Consider the following 14,187-nt stretch of genomic DNA (forward strand, 5'->3'; position numbering starts at 1 on the left):
TGGCCGGGGGCTTTCCCGTGGCCGGGGGCTTTCCCGTGGCCGGGGGCTTCCCCGTGGCCGGGGCTTTCCCGTGGTGGGCGTCCGGGCGGGCGAGAGTAGCCACCATTGCGTCGGGACGGAAGACGGCACATGCTTCTTTGACTCGATGTCAGGTCGTCGTCGAGTCGGCTCGAGGGTTCGGTGCGAGTCGACGCCGTAGAAGATGGGGAGTCGCATGGCCGTCACACAGCGCCGGGGCCGCAGGATCATGATGACACCGGCCGAGCTCGACGAGTTCCTGTCCACACAGCGGACCTGCCGGGTGGCCACCGTCTCGCCGGACGGCGCCCCGCACGTGAGCACGCTCTGGTTCGCGTGGGACGGCATGTCGCTGTGGCTGTACTCGATCACACGCAGCAAGCGCTGGACCGACCTCCGGCACGATCCGCGGGTCGCCGTCGTGGTCGACGCCGGAGAGGAGTACGGCGAACTGCGCGGCGTCGAACTGACCGGCAGCGTGGAGTTCGTCGGCGCGATACCCCGCACCGGCGAGGAGGAGGTCCCCGAACTCGAGGCCGTGGAGCGTCTCTTCGCCCGGAAGAACTTCGGCATGGACCAGATGCCCCACGACGGCAGACACGCGTGGCTCCGGCTGACACCAAAGGCGATCGCGTCCTGGGACTTCCGCAAGCTCGCGCTCTAGCCGGGCCTCAGCCGACTGCCGCCCCCGCGGCCTGCAACGCGCCCACCGACGCCCGGATCGACGGACGGCGGTCGGCGTCGGCGCGCCACACGGCGTAGACATGCCGCCGTACACGCTGGCGGACCGGCACCGTGCTGACGCCTTCGGGCACCGGGCCGCGGCCCAGCCGCGGTGCGACGCACACGCCAAGCCCGGCCGCCACGAGCGCGAGCTGCGTGTGGTGCTCCTCGGCCCGGTGGGCGATGCGCGGCTCTATGCCCTTGGCGCGCAGGGTGAACATCAGCCACTCGTGGCAGAACTCCCCTTCCATCCAGGTGATCCAGTCGTCCTCGGCGAACTCGTCGAGGTCCACCTCGTGGCGGTCGGCGAGGGGATGCGAGACGGGGACCGCGACATCGGCGGGGTCGTCGAGGAGCGACGCCTTGACAAGTCCTTCGGGGAGCGGCAGCGGCTTGTTGTACCAGTCGAGGACGACTGCCATGTCGATGTCGCCCCTGACCACCCCCGCCACCCCTTGCTCGGGCTCCAGCTCCTGGGTACGCACGCGCAGTCCGGGATGCTCGGCACGCAGCGCGGCGACGGCCGTGGGGAAGAGCCCTCGCGCGGCCGTCGGAAACGCCGACATGCGCAGCTCGCCCACGACCTGGCCGCGCTGCGCCTCCAGGTCGGACTGGGCGAGCTCCACCTGGGAGAGGATGCGCGCGGCATGGTCGGCGAGCAGGCGGCCGGCGTCGGTGAGGCGCACACCCCGGCCGTTCTTGGCGAGGAGCTGCTGCCCGACCTCGCGCTCGAGCTTGGACATCTGCTGGGAGACGGCCGAGGTCGTGACGTGCAGCCCGGCCGCGGCGCCGCTGACCGAGCCGTGCCGCGCCAGGGCGTCGAGGGTGCGCAGGCGCTCCAGGTTCAACATGTAAGAGATACTACGCGATACCCGGAAAGAAATTTCGCTTGTGCTAAGAGGTCGTGCTGCGACATCGTGACGGCCATGAGCACCGTCACTCCCCCTCACGGGTCCGGAACGACCGCGGCGACGACCGCCCCGCTGCCCGCGACAGCCCTGCCCGCGAGGGCCGCCTCGCCCGCCGCCCCGCCACGCCGCAGCGGGCTGGACTGGCGGATCCGCTTCGGCTTCCTGTCACTTGTCTGGGGCTTCAGCTTTCTGCTCATCAAGGTGGGCACGCATGGGTACACGCCTCTCCAGGTGACGCTGGGGCGCCTGTTCTTCGGCACCGCGGTGCTCGCGGTCGCACTCGTCGTCAAGCGGGAGCGACTGCCACGCGGAGCCCGCACCTGGGGGCACCTGATCGTGGCGGCGTTTCTTCTCAATGCTCTGCCGTTCTCCCTGTTCGCGTTCTCGGAGCTGACCATTTCTTCGACGCTCGCCGGGATCTGCAACGCCACGACACCGCTGTGGGGCATGGCGCTGTCGTTGGTGGCCCTCTCCGAGGACCGCCCGACGCGGCGCCGGGTCGCCGGGCTCGGGATCGGCTTCATCGGCGTGCTCACGGTGCTGGGCGCCTGGCAGGGCTTCAGCGGCCTGGACCTCGCCGGCACCGCGATGGCGCTCGTGGCGTCGCTGAGCTACGCGATCGGCTGGATCTACGTGCGCCGCACGCTCGCCGGATCGGGCCACTCGAACCTGTCGCTCACGGGTGCGCAGCTCCTGCTCGCGACCGTCCAACTGGCCGTCGTGACCCCTGTCTTCACGGCGCTGCCGACGCACATCGCGGTGGTGCCACTGCTCGCCATCACGGCACTCGGCATCCTCGGCACCGGCCTGGCCTTCCTCATCCAGTACGGCTTGGTCGCCGAGGTCGGCCCGACGACGGCCCAGATGGTCACGTACTTCGTTCCCGTCATCGCCACGGCGGCAGGCGTCGCCGCGCTCGGGGAGTCCCTGTCGTGGTCGACACCGGTCGGCGCGGTCATCGTCCTGGCGGGCGCGGCACTCACACAGCCGAGGGCCCGCATACGGACGTAGGGCGCAACCGTCGTCCCAGCCGGGGGCTCCCATACGGACGTAGGGCGACGCAACCGCCGTTCCAGACGCGCCTGCCCGACCGGAGCCGCGGTCCTACGTCCTACTGCCGGACCCGCGGTCCCACGTCCGCCTGCCGGGCCCGCGGTCCTACGTCGTACTGCGCGCTGAGACCAGCCCCCTCAGTCGTACCGCCGCGCCGGAGCCGGGCCGACGGCGGACGCGACGGCGTCGGCCACCGGCCCGATGTCCTCGGCGGCGAGCGCAGAGACGGTGATGCGTACGCCCGGTGGCGCGCTCATACGGAAGCGTGCTCCCGGCGCGACGGCCCACCCGGTGTGGAGCAGGCGCGCCACCACCGCCGTCTCGTCCGGCACCGGCACCCACACGTTCATACCGCTGCGTCCGTGCGCCTCGACGCCCCGCTCGGCAAGGGCGGTGATGAGCGCGTCGCGGCGCCGCCCGTAGGAGGCGGCCACCGCCGCCTCGTCCACCGCTCCCCCGGTCCACAACTGCACGACGGCACGCTGCAGCACATGGCTCACCCAGCCGGGGCCGAGCCGCTGCCTGCCCAGAACGCGGTCGACGCTGACGGGATCGCCGGTCAGCACGGCGAGGCGCAGATCGGGCCCGTACGCCTTGGCGGTGGAGCGGACGAACGCCCAGCTGTGCGTGGCACCGGCCAGCGGGTGGAGGGAAAGGTCGACGATCCCGTGGCCGTGGTCGTCCTCGATCAGCAGGACCTCTCGGTGATCCGCGAGGACTTTGCGCAGGGCACGCGCGCGTGCGGCACTCACGGCGGCGCCGGTGGGATTCTGCGCCCGGGCCGTGACGACGACGGCGCGCACACCGTCGAGCAGCGCCTGCTGTACCTCGGCGGGCAGCGGTCCCTCGTCGTCGACACCGATGGGCACCGTACGCAGGCCCAGTGCGGGGACGAGATCGAGCATGCTGCCCCAGCCGGGATCCTCCACGGCGACCGCGTCCCCGGGCTTGAGGTGTGCCGCGAGCACCCGCTCGATCGCGTCGAGGGCCCCGGAGGTGACGGCGAGCGGGCCGTCGGGGACGCCGTCCGCGTCGAAGGCCACGCGCGCGTGGCGGGCGAGTTCCGGGTCCACGGCAGCCTGCCCGTAGAGCACCGGCCGCTCGTCCCCCCGCGCCGCGGCCGCCGCGAACGCTTCGGCGAGCGGGGGCAGCAACGTGGGGTCGGGGTTGCCGTTGGACGCGTCCCGCACCCCTGGCGGCACGTCGACATGGTCCCGCCCGCGCGCGGTGGTGGCCGGCTTGGGGCGGATACGGCTGCCGCGCCGCCCGGCTGTCTCGATGACGCCGCGTTCACGCAACGTGCGATATGCGGCCGCGACCGTGTTCGGATTGACCCCCAGCTGCTGCGCCAACTCCCGCATGGACGGCAGGAGTTGACCAGGCTCCAGATCCCCGGAACCCACCGCGCGCTCGACACTGCCCGCAATCTCGGCTGCGCGCCGACCCGTGATCCGATACTCTCCTAGCACAAAGCCAAGTATGCACTAGTGCAATATGGAGAGGCAAGCGGGGCGAGCGGCAGGCCCGTTCACGGACCAGCCGGCACCGAACCCCGCACCGCAGCCCGGAGCACGGCTGCACCGCAGCACCGCAAGGAGACGAGCCATGCCGGACCAGACCGCGTACGCCCCGACCGAACGCACCGTCCCCACCCGGGGCCGCAAGCGCGCGTCATACGACCGCGCGCTGGTGCACTCGATACTCGACGAGGCCTACGTCTGCCATCTCGGATTCGTACGCGACGGTGCTCCCGTCGTCCTGCCGACCCTGTACGGCCGGGTGGGCGAGCGTCTGTACGTGCACGGTTCGACCGGCTCCCGGCCGCTGCGGATGGCCGGGCAGACCGATCCCGGGCTTCCGGTGTGCCTCACCGTCACCCATGTCGACGGGCTGGTCCTCGCGCGGTCCGCGTTCCACCATTCGATCAACTACCGCTCCGTGGTGGTGCACGGCGTGGCGCATCAGGTGACCGACCCCGAGGAGCTGCGTACCGCCCTGGACGCGCTCGTCGACCACGTCGTGCCCGGTCGCGCCGCCGACTCGCGCCCCGCCAACGCGAAGGAGCTCGCGGCGACCGCCGTGCTGCGCCTCGACCTCGAGGAGGTCTCGGCGAAGGTACGCACCGGCGGCCCCAACGACGAGCCGGAGGACCTGGCCCTTCCCCACTGGGCGGGCGTGGTTCCTGTGCGCAAGGGCTACGACGCCCTCATTCCGTCGGACGACCTGGACGGGTCCGTGCAGGTACCCGCCTACCTGTTCGGCCTGTGAGCTGATCCACCCCTGGCACGCGCACCGCGCGACGAGGTCGAGTGGCAACACTGGCTCGCGCCCATGACGTCGGGCAGCTCGCGGTCAACGGCCGGCCCGGCGGCCCGCTAGCCCGGCGTGACCCTGCCGTGCGGTAGTCCCCTTATGCGGGGCCACCACGCGCCGACAGTCCAGTGGCCACGTCGTGTTCGTCCTGGTCATGTCGTCCGCCAGGCTCGCCCTCACGAGCCGAGGCCCCCTCGGCACCCGGCAGCGCGCCCGCGACCGGCTCCGCCGAGCGCTTCGCCGGGGTCGACGCCTGGGCGATGAACGCGCCGACCAGGACCACGACTCCACCGAAGATCTGGGGCGCCGACAGGTGTTCGCCGAGCATGACCCAGGCGAAGAGGGTGGCGACGACCGCCTCGAGGCAGGCCACCACGCCCGCCACCTGCGGGGAGAGCCTTCGCACGGACAGCACGCCCGTGACGTAGGCGACGACGGTCGCGACGAGGACGAGCCAGCCGAGCAGCAGGAACGCCGCCACCGGCGTGCCGTCCATGTGCGCGCTTCCGGCCAGCACGGACCAGTCCATGCCCCAGGGACGCGCGACGACCGTCAACAGGGCGGCGCCGACCAGCAGTCCGTAGGCGATGACGCCGAGCGGATCCGGCGCCTCGTCGCCCGCGTCGCTGCCCTGGTCGGACAGGACGAAGTAGCCGACCTGGCAGCAGGCGGCCCCCAACGCGAGCAACAGGCCGACCGCGTCGAAGCCGAGGCCCGACCACACCTCGACGACGCAGGCCAGACCGCCGACCGCGAGGACGACACCGAGCGCGGCGGCCCGGGTCACCGGCCGCCGCTGCACGAAGCGCACCCACGCGAGGAGCAGCGCCGGTGCCAGATACTCGACGAGCAGCGCGACTCCGACGGGGATACGGGAGATCGCGGCGAAGTAGCAGGCCTGCACACCGGCGACACCGAGTAGTCCGAACCCGGCGAGCAGAGCGGGGCGCCGGCGCACCAGGGAGCGGTGGCGCCAGGCGACGGGCAGCATCACGAGGGCGGCACCCGCCGCCCTGAGCCAGACCACGTGCAACGGGTCGAGACCCGCTTCGATCAGCGGTTTGGCCGCCACCCCCGAACCGCCGAAGGCGAGCGCCGACGCGAGGGCGAGGCCCAGGCCGACGCCCCTTCCGTGGTTGACCTGAATCCCCTGAGACGCATGCACCGGCACATCATGGCAGGCGCCGTCATGACCGTCACCCCCATTGACACCTGTCTCAATCGATGGACCCGCCCGGTGTCTGCCGCCGCGGCCATCGCGGCTCGGACTCCCGTCCGGCGCCCGCCCTCAGCGCCCTGAACACCCACCCTCAGCGCCCTCAGCACCCGCCCTCGCCGCCGCCGACGCGCTCGCATCCCGACTCGATCCGCAGGAGCAGCCGCCCGGCGTCGACCCCGGCCCGCCCCAGCACTTCGACCGCGCGGCACTCGGGATCGGCGGCCAGCGCCGCCAGGAGATCGAGGCCGCGCGCCTGTGGCTCACCGCGGAGCCGGGCGCGCTCGCGGGCGGCGTCCATGGCGGTGGCCGCCGCAGGCGACCAACTGCCACCCGCCACGACGGGCAGGGCACCGGAGTCCTCGACGGTGCCCTGCCACCTCAGTCCGTACCCGATGCTGCGCTGCACGAGATAGCCCAGCAGCCGCGCGAGCTGCGCACCCCCTTCGAAGACCGCCCGCACGTCCGGGTCGGACTCCAGCAGGGTGTGCAGCAGATGCGCGGTATCGATCTGCCGGTCCCCGTCCCGCACCGCCCGCCGCCGCGCACCCGCGACCACCGACGCCAGCTCCGCGCTGAGTCCGGCGTCGGACTCGGCACGGTTCAGGCCTCGGTCCACGGCCTGCAGGGGGATTCGAGGTTGCACGATCCCACCCCATCAGCCTCTGCGACGCACGACATCCACGGTGGGAAGCATTTTCGCGTCCGACACAGGTTGGGCAAACATGAGCGGGTTCTCATCCTTGCGGATGAGATGGCGCCGTTTTCCCGGATGGGGGTGTGTTGCCTTGTCCGGCACCCACGGACGCGCCTTGGGGCCTCACGAGCGACACCGCGCCGAGACGTGTCCACATTTTCTGACGGTTCATCAGTATTGAATGTTCCAGGCCCTGCGGCTACGTTCCGCGACACCGTTGCTGCGCCGGGCGCAGCGCACGACGAGATGGGGTGGTCGCATGGCCGAAGTCAGCGCGGAAACACGCATCGAGGCGCCTGCCGAGAAGGTCTGGGCGCAGCTCACCGACTTCTCCTCGTACGGCGAGTGGAACGCCACACACACGAGCTTCCCGAAGGGCGGCCCGGCCGTACTTGAGGTGGGCGGCACGTTCGAGGAGAACATGAAGCTGATGGGCTTCCCCGCCGAGGTGATCTGGACCATCGAGGAGCTGGAGACGGCCCGGACGCTGGCCATCCGGGGCAAGGGACCGATGGCCGTCAACGTCGCCACGCGCTACTCGCTGACGCCGGACGGCGACGCCACGAAGGTCCGTATCGACGGGGAGTTCACCGGCGCGGCCGTGTCGCTGATGGCGGGCAAGCTGAAGGATTCCGCAACCGCCGCACTGAACGAGTCACTGCGCAAGCTGGGCGGGCTGGTGACCTGAGCCGAACCGGCACCGGCACCTACACGGCGGCGCCCCGCACTGCGAGGTGCGGGGCGCCGTCACGCCGTACGCCCGCCAGGCGTCGGCATCGGTGGTCCTCGAACTCAGTCCTCGTCGGCCAGGATCAGGTACAGCTTCTTGCGGGCCTCGTTGATCACGGAGAGCGCCTTCTCGCGCTGCTCCTTGCTGCCGGTCTTCCAGACCTGCCCGAACGCCTCCATCAGACCGAAGCCGGCCTGCCGGATCTCGTTCAACGCCTCCCAGTCGACCCCGCGCCCGGCCTCTTCCCAGGGCGCCTCGGGTCCCTCGTCGGCCGCGGCGCGACCCGACTCGGTGAGCGAGAACAGCTTCTTACCACCCTCACTCGTACTGGTGATCAGACCTTCGTCCTCGAGCAGCTGGAGCGTCGGGTACACCGACCCGGGGCTGGGCTTCCACGCCCCTCCACTCCGCTCGCCGATCTCGCGGATCATCTCGTAGCCGTGCATCGGGCGGTCCTTGAGCAGGGCGAGGATCGACGCGCGTACGTCGCCGCGCCGCGCCCTACCCCGTGGACCTCCCGGTCCGCCTCGGCCACCGCGCCCGCCCCAGGGTCCACCCGGGCCGAAGCCGGGGCCGAAACCGCCCGGACCGAACGGGCCGAAGGCGGCCCGACGCCCTTCGAAGCCGCCCCGACCGTGATGGCCGGGCCCGAACGGCCCCTGTCCGCGCTGGTGTCCATGTTCGTATCCATGGGAACGCATCGCAATCGCTCCTTCCATCGTTGATCGGTCGCGATGCTTCAACGATATATCGGGATCGCTCGGATAGCAATGCTCTTTCTCGCCCGATCCCCGACTGCCACACGGACTCGCTACACGGACTCGCGCACGAAGTGGCCGGAAGGGGCCAGGTTCCCGCGATTGGCCTTGGCCTCCGGCTCCAGGGCGCCCCTAACGTCGCCTCCATGCGGATTCGAATCGTCGATGCCTTCACCGACCGCCCCTTCGCGGGCAACCCGGCCGGGGTCGTCCTCCTGGAGGAGTTCCCGGACGAGGAGTGGCTCCAGCAGGTGGCCACCGAGGTCAACCACGCGGAGACGGCCTTCGCCCACCCGCTGCCCGAGGGCGGCGAGGCCGACTGGGCGCTGCGCTGGTTCACGCCCGCCACCGAGGTCGACCTGTGCGGCCATGCGACGCTGGCCACCGCCCATGTCCTGCGCACCACCGGCGCGGCCGACGGCACGGTGCGCTTCGCCACCCGCAGCGGCGTCCTCACCGCGACCACGCGCCCGGACGGCAGCATCACGCTGGACTTCCCGACCGCCCCGCTCACCCGGGTCGACATCCCTGACGGGGTGGCGGCCGCGCTGGGAGCACAGCCACTCTCCGCCCACGACACCGGCCCCCACATCGGCGACCTGCTCGTCGAGCTCACCGACGAAAAGGGCGTCCTCGCGCTCGACCCGGATCTGAAGGCCCTGGTCGAGCACTCGGAGCGCGGCATCATCGCGACGGCCCGCGCCGAAGACCCGGCCCGCGGCTACGACTTCGTCTCGCGCTGCTTCTTCCCACGCGTCGGCATCGACGAGGACCCGGTCACGGGCAGTGCACACACGGCACTCGCACCCTTCTGGTCCGAGCGCCTGGGCCGTACCGAGCTGACGGGCCTCCAGGCCTCGGCCCGCTCGGGCCTGGTCCGCACGGACGTACAGGGAGACCGCACACTGCTGACCGGCCGCGCGGTCACGGTCATCGACGGCGAGCTCCTCGCCTGACTGCACCTTCCTCACAGCACAGCACAGCACCTCACAGCGCTGACCGCACGGTGCGGCGGGGGCGTACGAGCAACGCCGTACGTCCCCACGGAGGTGATGCCGACGCGCAGCACGTGATGCCGTCACGCTGCACGTCGTGCCGGCATGCGGTCATGCGGTCACGCCGTAGGCAGCCACCCCACCTTCCCGGCCAGCAGCGCGTACCCGACGAACGCCCCGATGTCGAGCAGCGAGTGGGCGACCACCAGCGGTCCGACCCGGCCCCACCGCCGGTACAGGAGCACGAAGACGACGCCCATCGCCATGTTGCCGACGAACCCGCCGACACCCTGGTAGAGGTGGTACGAGCCGCGCAGCACCGAGCTGCCCGCCAGCGCGGCGACCGGCGTCCACCCCAGCTGGCCGAGCCGGCGCAGCAGATAGCCGACCACGATCACCTCCTCCAGGACGGCGTTCTGGATCGCCGCCAGGATGAGCACGGGGTACTTCCACCACACGTCGGGCAGCGCCTCCGGCACCACCGTCAGGTTGAAGCCCAGGCCGCGTGCCGCCAGGTAGAAGGCGATGCCCGTACTGCCGATCACCGCGGCGATCACGGCGCCGCGGCCCAGATCGGTCCAGGGCCGGGAGCGGTCGAAGCCGATCGTGCGCAGCCCAGCGCCCTCCCGCAGGAGGAAGTGCGCGACCAGCACGACGGGCACCAGCGCGGTCGCGATGCCGAACAGCTGCCATGCGAGATCAAGCCATGGACGGCCCGGAGCGGCCGAGGCGTTCATCGTGGCCGCCTGGTCCTTCAGGCCCCCGGGCTTGGTGACCGAACCGACAAAGCTGATCAGCGCGGACACACCGCTCGCACCGAGCGAAAGCCCCAGAACGAGCAGCGTCTCGTCCCGGAAGATCCGCCGTGACGGCCGTTCCACCGGACATGAACCGGCCATCGGCCCCGCCTCCGCCTGCACTCCTGCCTCCAGTTGACTAATCCCGCCTCATCCCCGCCGCCGTCCCGCTAGGGTCTCGAAAGCAGGTACGAAGATCGTGCGCGACCGGCCGGGGGGACGGACGCTGTGGAGGCGTACCTCCCCCTTTTCCTTGCTCTACCGCTCAAGGCTTATCAAGAGCTTTCAAGGAGGGGCACCACCGCCATGGGACGTCACAGCTTGCCCGACGAGTATGGGACACCCGGCATCGAGTCCCCTCCTCGCGCCCGCCGCCGTGCCGTGGCCATCGCCACGGTCCTGGTGCTGGGCGTCGCCGCGGGCACGGCGGCCTGCTGTGGTTCGGCAGCTCCTGCGACGACAACACGGTGCACCTGAACGTGGTCGCCTCCCCCGACGTCGCCCCCGCCCTGCGCTCGGCCGCCGGATACGTCCACGACAAGGACGTCACCTCCGACGGGAACTGCATGGACATCCGTGTGACCGCACGCGAGGCGTAGGGGGTCGCGGACGTGCAGTCAGGAAGAGCAGGCTGGGCTACGAAGAGCGGAGTCCGGCGCGGCAGCCCAGGTTCGGGAAGGGGCGGGTTGGGGGAGAAGCCCGCCGCAGGCGTCACCCCGTCGGCACCGCCGCAGCCAGCCCCACCGGCCAGGTGTGCACCGGCTCGCCGCCGCGCATCAGCTCGCAGTAGCGCCGTGTGGTGGCGGCGAGCGCGGCGTCCCGGTCGAGGCCGCGCTCCAGCGCGCGGTGGAACGTGGCCGCCTGCCAGCTCGCCCCGTTGACCCGCCGACGGCACCGCTCCTCGATCACGCCGAGGTAGAAGTCGCGGTCGGCGGCCTCGACGCCCCACGCGTCGAGACCCGCGGCGGCAAGCGGCAGCAGCTCATCACGTACGAGGGTCACCGCCGGCACCTTGGCGGTACCGCCGCGCCGACCGGGGCGCGGCCACTCCAGCTCCGCCTCGATGCCGTGGCGGCATGCCGTCTCGAAGTTGGCAGCCGCGGCCTCGAACGGCAGCCGGGTCCACACGGGCCGCGCGTCCGAGGCCAGCGCCCGTACGACGCCGTAGTAGAACGCGGCGTTGGCGACGACGTCGGTGACCGTGGGGCCCGCGGGCAGTACGCGGTTCTCCACACGCAGGTGGGGGACGCCGTCGGCGATGCCGTAGACCGGCCGGTTCCAGCGGTAGACGGTGCCGTTGTGCAGCACGAGCTCGGCGAGCCGCGGCACCCCGCCCTCGTCCAGGACGCTCAGGGGGTCCTCGTCATCGGGGAGGGGGAGCAGCGCGGGGAAGTACTTCAGGTTCTCCTCGAAGAGTTCGTACGCGTCGTTGATCCACCGTTCCCCGAACCAGGTACGCGGCCGCACGCCCTGGGCCTGCAGCTCGGGCGGGCGGGTGTCGGTGGACTGCAGGAACAGCGGGATGCGGGACTCCCGCCACAGCTCGCGCCCGAACAGGAACGGGGAATTCGCACCCACGGCGATCTGCGCCGCCGCCACGGCCTGCGCCGCGTTCCACACGTCCGCGAACCGCTGGGGTGTGACCTGCAGATGGAGCTGCACGGATGTGCAGGCCGCTTCCGGCGCTATGGAGGCCGAGCTGCATACGAGATGTTCCACGCCCTCGATATCGAGGGCGAAGTCCTCTCCGCGGGCCGCCACGATCTGCTGGTTGAGGAGCATGTAGCGATCGACGTCGGAGAGGTTTCCGGAGACGAGGTGATGGCGTCCGAGGGTCGGCAGAATGCCGATCAACGCGATGCCGGCATCGACCTCGTTGGCTTTGCGGTCGGCATATGCGAGTGCGGTCCGCAGCTCCTCGGCCAGCCGGTCGAGAACGCGGCTCTCCAATCGGTGCGGGGCTATGTTTACTTCCAGATTGAACATTCCCAGTTCGGTCTGGAAATCGCGACTGGCGATGCGCCTGAGAACTTCAGCATTCATCATTCTCGGCAGCCCGTCGGACCCGACGAGATTCAACTCGATCTCCAGACCCATCAGGTTCCTGGGCCGGTCGAACCGTTTCTCCTCCAGGAGACGCGCCAGCCCCGCCAGGCACTGCCGGAGCTTCCTCCGGTACTCTTGCCGATCGGCCAGGTCGAACGCGGCCGCCTCGACCTTCTCCCCCATGGAAGCATCCCTCCTCGCATGGGCAGCCGAAAGATCGGCCGCAGTGTCCCCGGGGATGATGCCCAGGCAATTGATCGATAACGCCCCTGGACCGGCCCATGACCCGGTACGCTCGGCGCAGATGTCCCGCGCGGCACATTCACGGGGCATGACACAGTCGCAGATACGCTCGCAGTTGTCTGGTGAAATAGCCGACGAGTTTCAGCCGTCCGCTTCCGCCAGAGAATGCGAGGTCAGGCACTCGACTACCCAGAGAATCGGGACGAACACCTCTTCAAAGCGGACCGAATACCGCCTTGCCCGCAATACGCCGGACGGCTAGGCGAAACACTGCGTGAACAACTGTCGTATAAACTCCGCTGGCGAGGCAGAGAGTTGGCGCTCACGGTCGATGCCCCGGCCCCCTCTGACCCCGCGAGCTCACAGCGCCGTTTGCACCTTCCCCGGCCCCACCATGCCTGTCGGATGAGAGGCGACCCACCATGCCGCTGCACGTTCCCCCGGCACCCGCGCCCGCGCTTCGCACCGTCCTCACGGCCCTCGGTTCCCCCACCGCGGTCCGCGAGGCCCACACCCCGTCCCTGCGCTCCGTCGAGGGACCCGTCACACCCGAACTGCCCCTGCCCGTACACGAGCTGGACCGGGACACGCCGGCCGGTTCCTCGCCCACCACCACCCTCACCGGCTGGCGGTTCCTGATCCGTGCGGGCGACCGTGCGGTGGCCGCGGCCGAGACGAGGCTGACACCCGATGGCTGGGCCTTCTCGCACTTCTTCGAGGGCCCCTACATCGCGGCCACCGAGCTGGCACTGCGCCAAGCGGAGGCCATGGCCACGCCGTACCAGCCCAGGCTGCTGTCCGTGCCCGAGCTGTACATGCTCACCCTGTGGCTGCACGGCGACTGCACGGCGGACGGCGCCACGGGCCACCCGGCCGCGACGGACGTCCTGGTGCCGATCGCGCCCGCACCTCCCGGCATCGCCGCACACCGTCCGCACCTCGTCGCGGATCTGCTGCCCGTCGTGGCCCACCGGCTGAACCGGGCTCCCCTGCTCGGCCAGCAGACCCAGCCGACGCAGCCTGCCCAGCCGGCCGCCTGAAGAGCTCCGCATCGCGCCCCGCTGCCGTAGTAGTCCGGCCGCGGGGCGCGCGCATGCCCACCGGCCCATCCGGACTAGTCCCGTGGGGTCAGGCCGAACCCCCCGAAGGGACAGTGCAGTTGGGGTGAACCGTCCGCACGGGTGATGCGTCATCAACCTGTAAGGAGAGGTGCTGCCAAATCCCTGCGGATTCTCGCCCGTGGGGCAACACTGGTTCCGGACCGAACTGAACGGGGGGCGGCCATGAACAACACATCGAGCCGCAGGACAGACATCACATCGCAGCGAAAGATCCCATCCATGTGCCAGCACCAGCCACCGTGCCCGACAGCAGACTCCGCCGACCGCGAGGCCGCGGTCCTCGTGGTGCACCACCCGGAGCAGGGGTGGAGCCTGCTCTGCAACGGCGTCCTGCTCTTCGAGGACACCGGTGAGCTGCTGCCGGACGGCCGGATCATCGCCCCGCACCGCCCGCTGGGCACGGGTCAGGTGGTCACGGCCGCCTGACGCGGTACGCAGACACCGTCGAGGACGGCCGTTCAGGGCCGTCCGGACAGATGAGGGGCCGGCCCGGAGACACTCTCCGAACCGGCCCCGACGCATGTCATCGTCGCCGTGCCGCGGCGTGCGCGGCTCGGTCCCCGCAC

At 70.9% G+C, this 14,187-nt stretch carries 15 protein-coding genes; 8 read left to right on the plus strand and 7 right to left on the minus strand.

Annotated features, from left to right (window positions below; all coding sequences use genetic code 11):
• Positions 1 to 214 precede the first annotated feature (214 nt).
• The gene (locus STSP_RS05465) at positions 215 to 682 is read left to right on the plus strand and encodes a pyridoxamine 5'-phosphate oxidase family protein (protein ID WP_067272793.1); all 468 of its coding nucleotides are present in this window, start codon (positions 215 to 217) and stop codon (positions 680 to 682) included.
• Between the two features lie 7 nt (positions 683 to 689).
• On the opposite strand, the gene STSP_RS05470 is transcribed toward STSP_RS05465, so the two are convergent.
• Positions 690 to 1,592: a LysR family transcriptional regulator gene (locus STSP_RS05470; RefSeq protein ID WP_067272794.1), complete on the minus strand. Its 903-nt coding sequence runs from the start codon at positions 1,590 to 1,592 to the stop codon at positions 690 to 692.
• Between the two features lie 75 nt (positions 1,593 to 1,667).
• On the opposite strand from STSP_RS05470, the gene STSP_RS05475 reads away from it, so the two are divergent.
• Positions 1,668 to 2,663: a DMT family transporter gene (locus tag STSP_RS05475; RefSeq protein WP_078066903.1), complete on the plus strand. Its 996-nt coding sequence runs from the start codon at positions 1,668 to 1,670 to the stop codon at positions 2,661 to 2,663.
• 179 nt (positions 2,664 to 2,842) lie between these two features.
• On the opposite strand, the gene STSP_RS05480 is transcribed toward STSP_RS05475, so the two are convergent.
• The gene (locus STSP_RS05480; protein WP_067272797.1) at positions 2,843 to 4,174 is read right to left on the minus strand and encodes an aminotransferase class I/II-fold pyridoxal phosphate-dependent enzyme; all 1,332 of its coding nucleotides are present in this window, start codon (positions 4,172 to 4,174) and stop codon (positions 2,843 to 2,845) included.
• 136 nt (positions 4,175 to 4,310) lie between these two features.
• Here STSP_RS05480 and STSP_RS05485 point away from each other — a divergent pair, with 136 nt between their 5' ends.
• Positions 4,311 to 4,973, plus strand: coding sequence for a pyridoxamine 5'-phosphate oxidase family protein (locus STSP_RS05485; protein WP_067272799.1), 663 nt, complete (start codon positions 4,311 to 4,313; stop codon positions 4,971 to 4,973).
• Between the two features lie 142 nt (positions 4,974 to 5,115).
• On the opposite strand, the gene STSP_RS05490 is transcribed toward STSP_RS05485, so the two are convergent.
• Positions 5,116 to 6,189, minus strand: coding sequence for an EamA family transporter (locus STSP_RS05490; RefSeq protein ID WP_078066904.1), 1,074 nt, complete (start codon positions 6,187 to 6,189; stop codon positions 5,116 to 5,118).
• A gap of 148 nt (positions 6,190 to 6,337) precedes the next feature.
• Entirely contained in the window at positions 6,338 to 6,853 is a 516-nt protein-coding gene (locus STSP_RS05495) for a Clp protease N-terminal domain-containing protein (protein ID WP_232789532.1), read from the minus strand.
• A gap of 337 nt (positions 6,854 to 7,190) precedes the next feature.
• Here STSP_RS05495 and STSP_RS05500 point away from each other — a divergent pair, with 337 nt between their 5' ends.
• Entirely contained in the window at positions 7,191 to 7,619 is a 429-nt protein-coding gene (locus STSP_RS05500) for a type II toxin-antitoxin system Rv0910 family toxin (protein WP_067272802.1), read from the plus strand.
• 104 nt (positions 7,620 to 7,723) lie between these two features.
• Here STSP_RS05500 and STSP_RS36650 read toward each other — a convergent pair whose 3' ends face one another.
• A complete protein-coding gene (locus tag STSP_RS36650; protein ID WP_078066905.1) occupies positions 7,724 to 8,362 on the minus strand; it encodes a PadR family transcriptional regulator in 639 nt (212 codons plus the stop codon).
• Between the two features lie 203 nt (positions 8,363 to 8,565).
• Between STSP_RS36650 and STSP_RS05510 the strand changes: the two genes are divergently transcribed.
• Positions 8,566 to 9,375: a PhzF family phenazine biosynthesis protein gene (locus tag STSP_RS05510; RefSeq protein ID WP_067272807.1), complete on the plus strand. Its 810-nt coding sequence runs from the start codon at positions 8,566 to 8,568 to the stop codon at positions 9,373 to 9,375.
• 158 nt (positions 9,376 to 9,533) lie between these two features.
• On the opposite strand, the gene STSP_RS05515 is transcribed toward STSP_RS05510, so the two are convergent.
• Positions 9,534 to 10,334: a CPBP family intramembrane glutamic endopeptidase gene (locus STSP_RS05515; RefSeq protein ID WP_067272809.1), complete on the minus strand. Its 801-nt coding sequence runs from the start codon at positions 10,332 to 10,334 to the stop codon at positions 9,534 to 9,536.
• A gap of 344 nt (positions 10,335 to 10,678) precedes the next feature.
• Between STSP_RS05515 and STSP_RS41125 the strand changes: the two genes are divergently transcribed.
• Complete coding sequence (locus STSP_RS41125) at positions 10,679 to 10,810, plus strand: hypothetical protein (RefSeq protein WP_408646231.1); 132 nt, start codon at positions 10,679 to 10,681, stop codon at positions 10,808 to 10,810.
• 112 nt (positions 10,811 to 10,922) lie between these two features.
• Here STSP_RS41125 and STSP_RS05520 read toward each other — a convergent pair whose 3' ends face one another.
• On the minus strand, positions 10,923 to 12,440 hold the full coding sequence (locus tag STSP_RS05520; protein WP_067272810.1) for a glutamate--cysteine ligase: 1,518 nt from the start codon (positions 12,438 to 12,440) through the stop codon (positions 10,923 to 10,925).
• Between the two features lie 482 nt (positions 12,441 to 12,922).
• Here STSP_RS05520 and STSP_RS05525 point away from each other — a divergent pair, with 482 nt between their 5' ends.
• Together STSP_RS05525 and STSP_RS05530 are read left to right on the plus strand one after the other, a co-directional pair.
• A complete protein-coding gene (locus STSP_RS05525; protein ID WP_067272812.1) occupies positions 12,923 to 13,540 on the plus strand; it encodes a hypothetical protein in 618 nt (205 codons plus the stop codon).
• A 300-nt stretch (positions 13,541 to 13,840) separates the two neighbouring features.
• On the plus strand, positions 13,841 to 14,047 hold the full coding sequence (locus STSP_RS05530; protein ID WP_067272814.1) for a DUF5999 family protein: 207 nt from the start codon (positions 13,841 to 13,843) through the stop codon (positions 14,045 to 14,047).
• Positions 14,048 to 14,187 lie beyond the last annotated feature (140 nt).

It is taken from the genome of Streptomyces jeddahensis (assembly GCF_001642995.1).
GTDB classification, from domain to species: domain Bacteria; phylum Actinomycetota; class Actinomycetes; order Streptomycetales; family Streptomycetaceae; genus Streptomyces; species Streptomyces jeddahensis.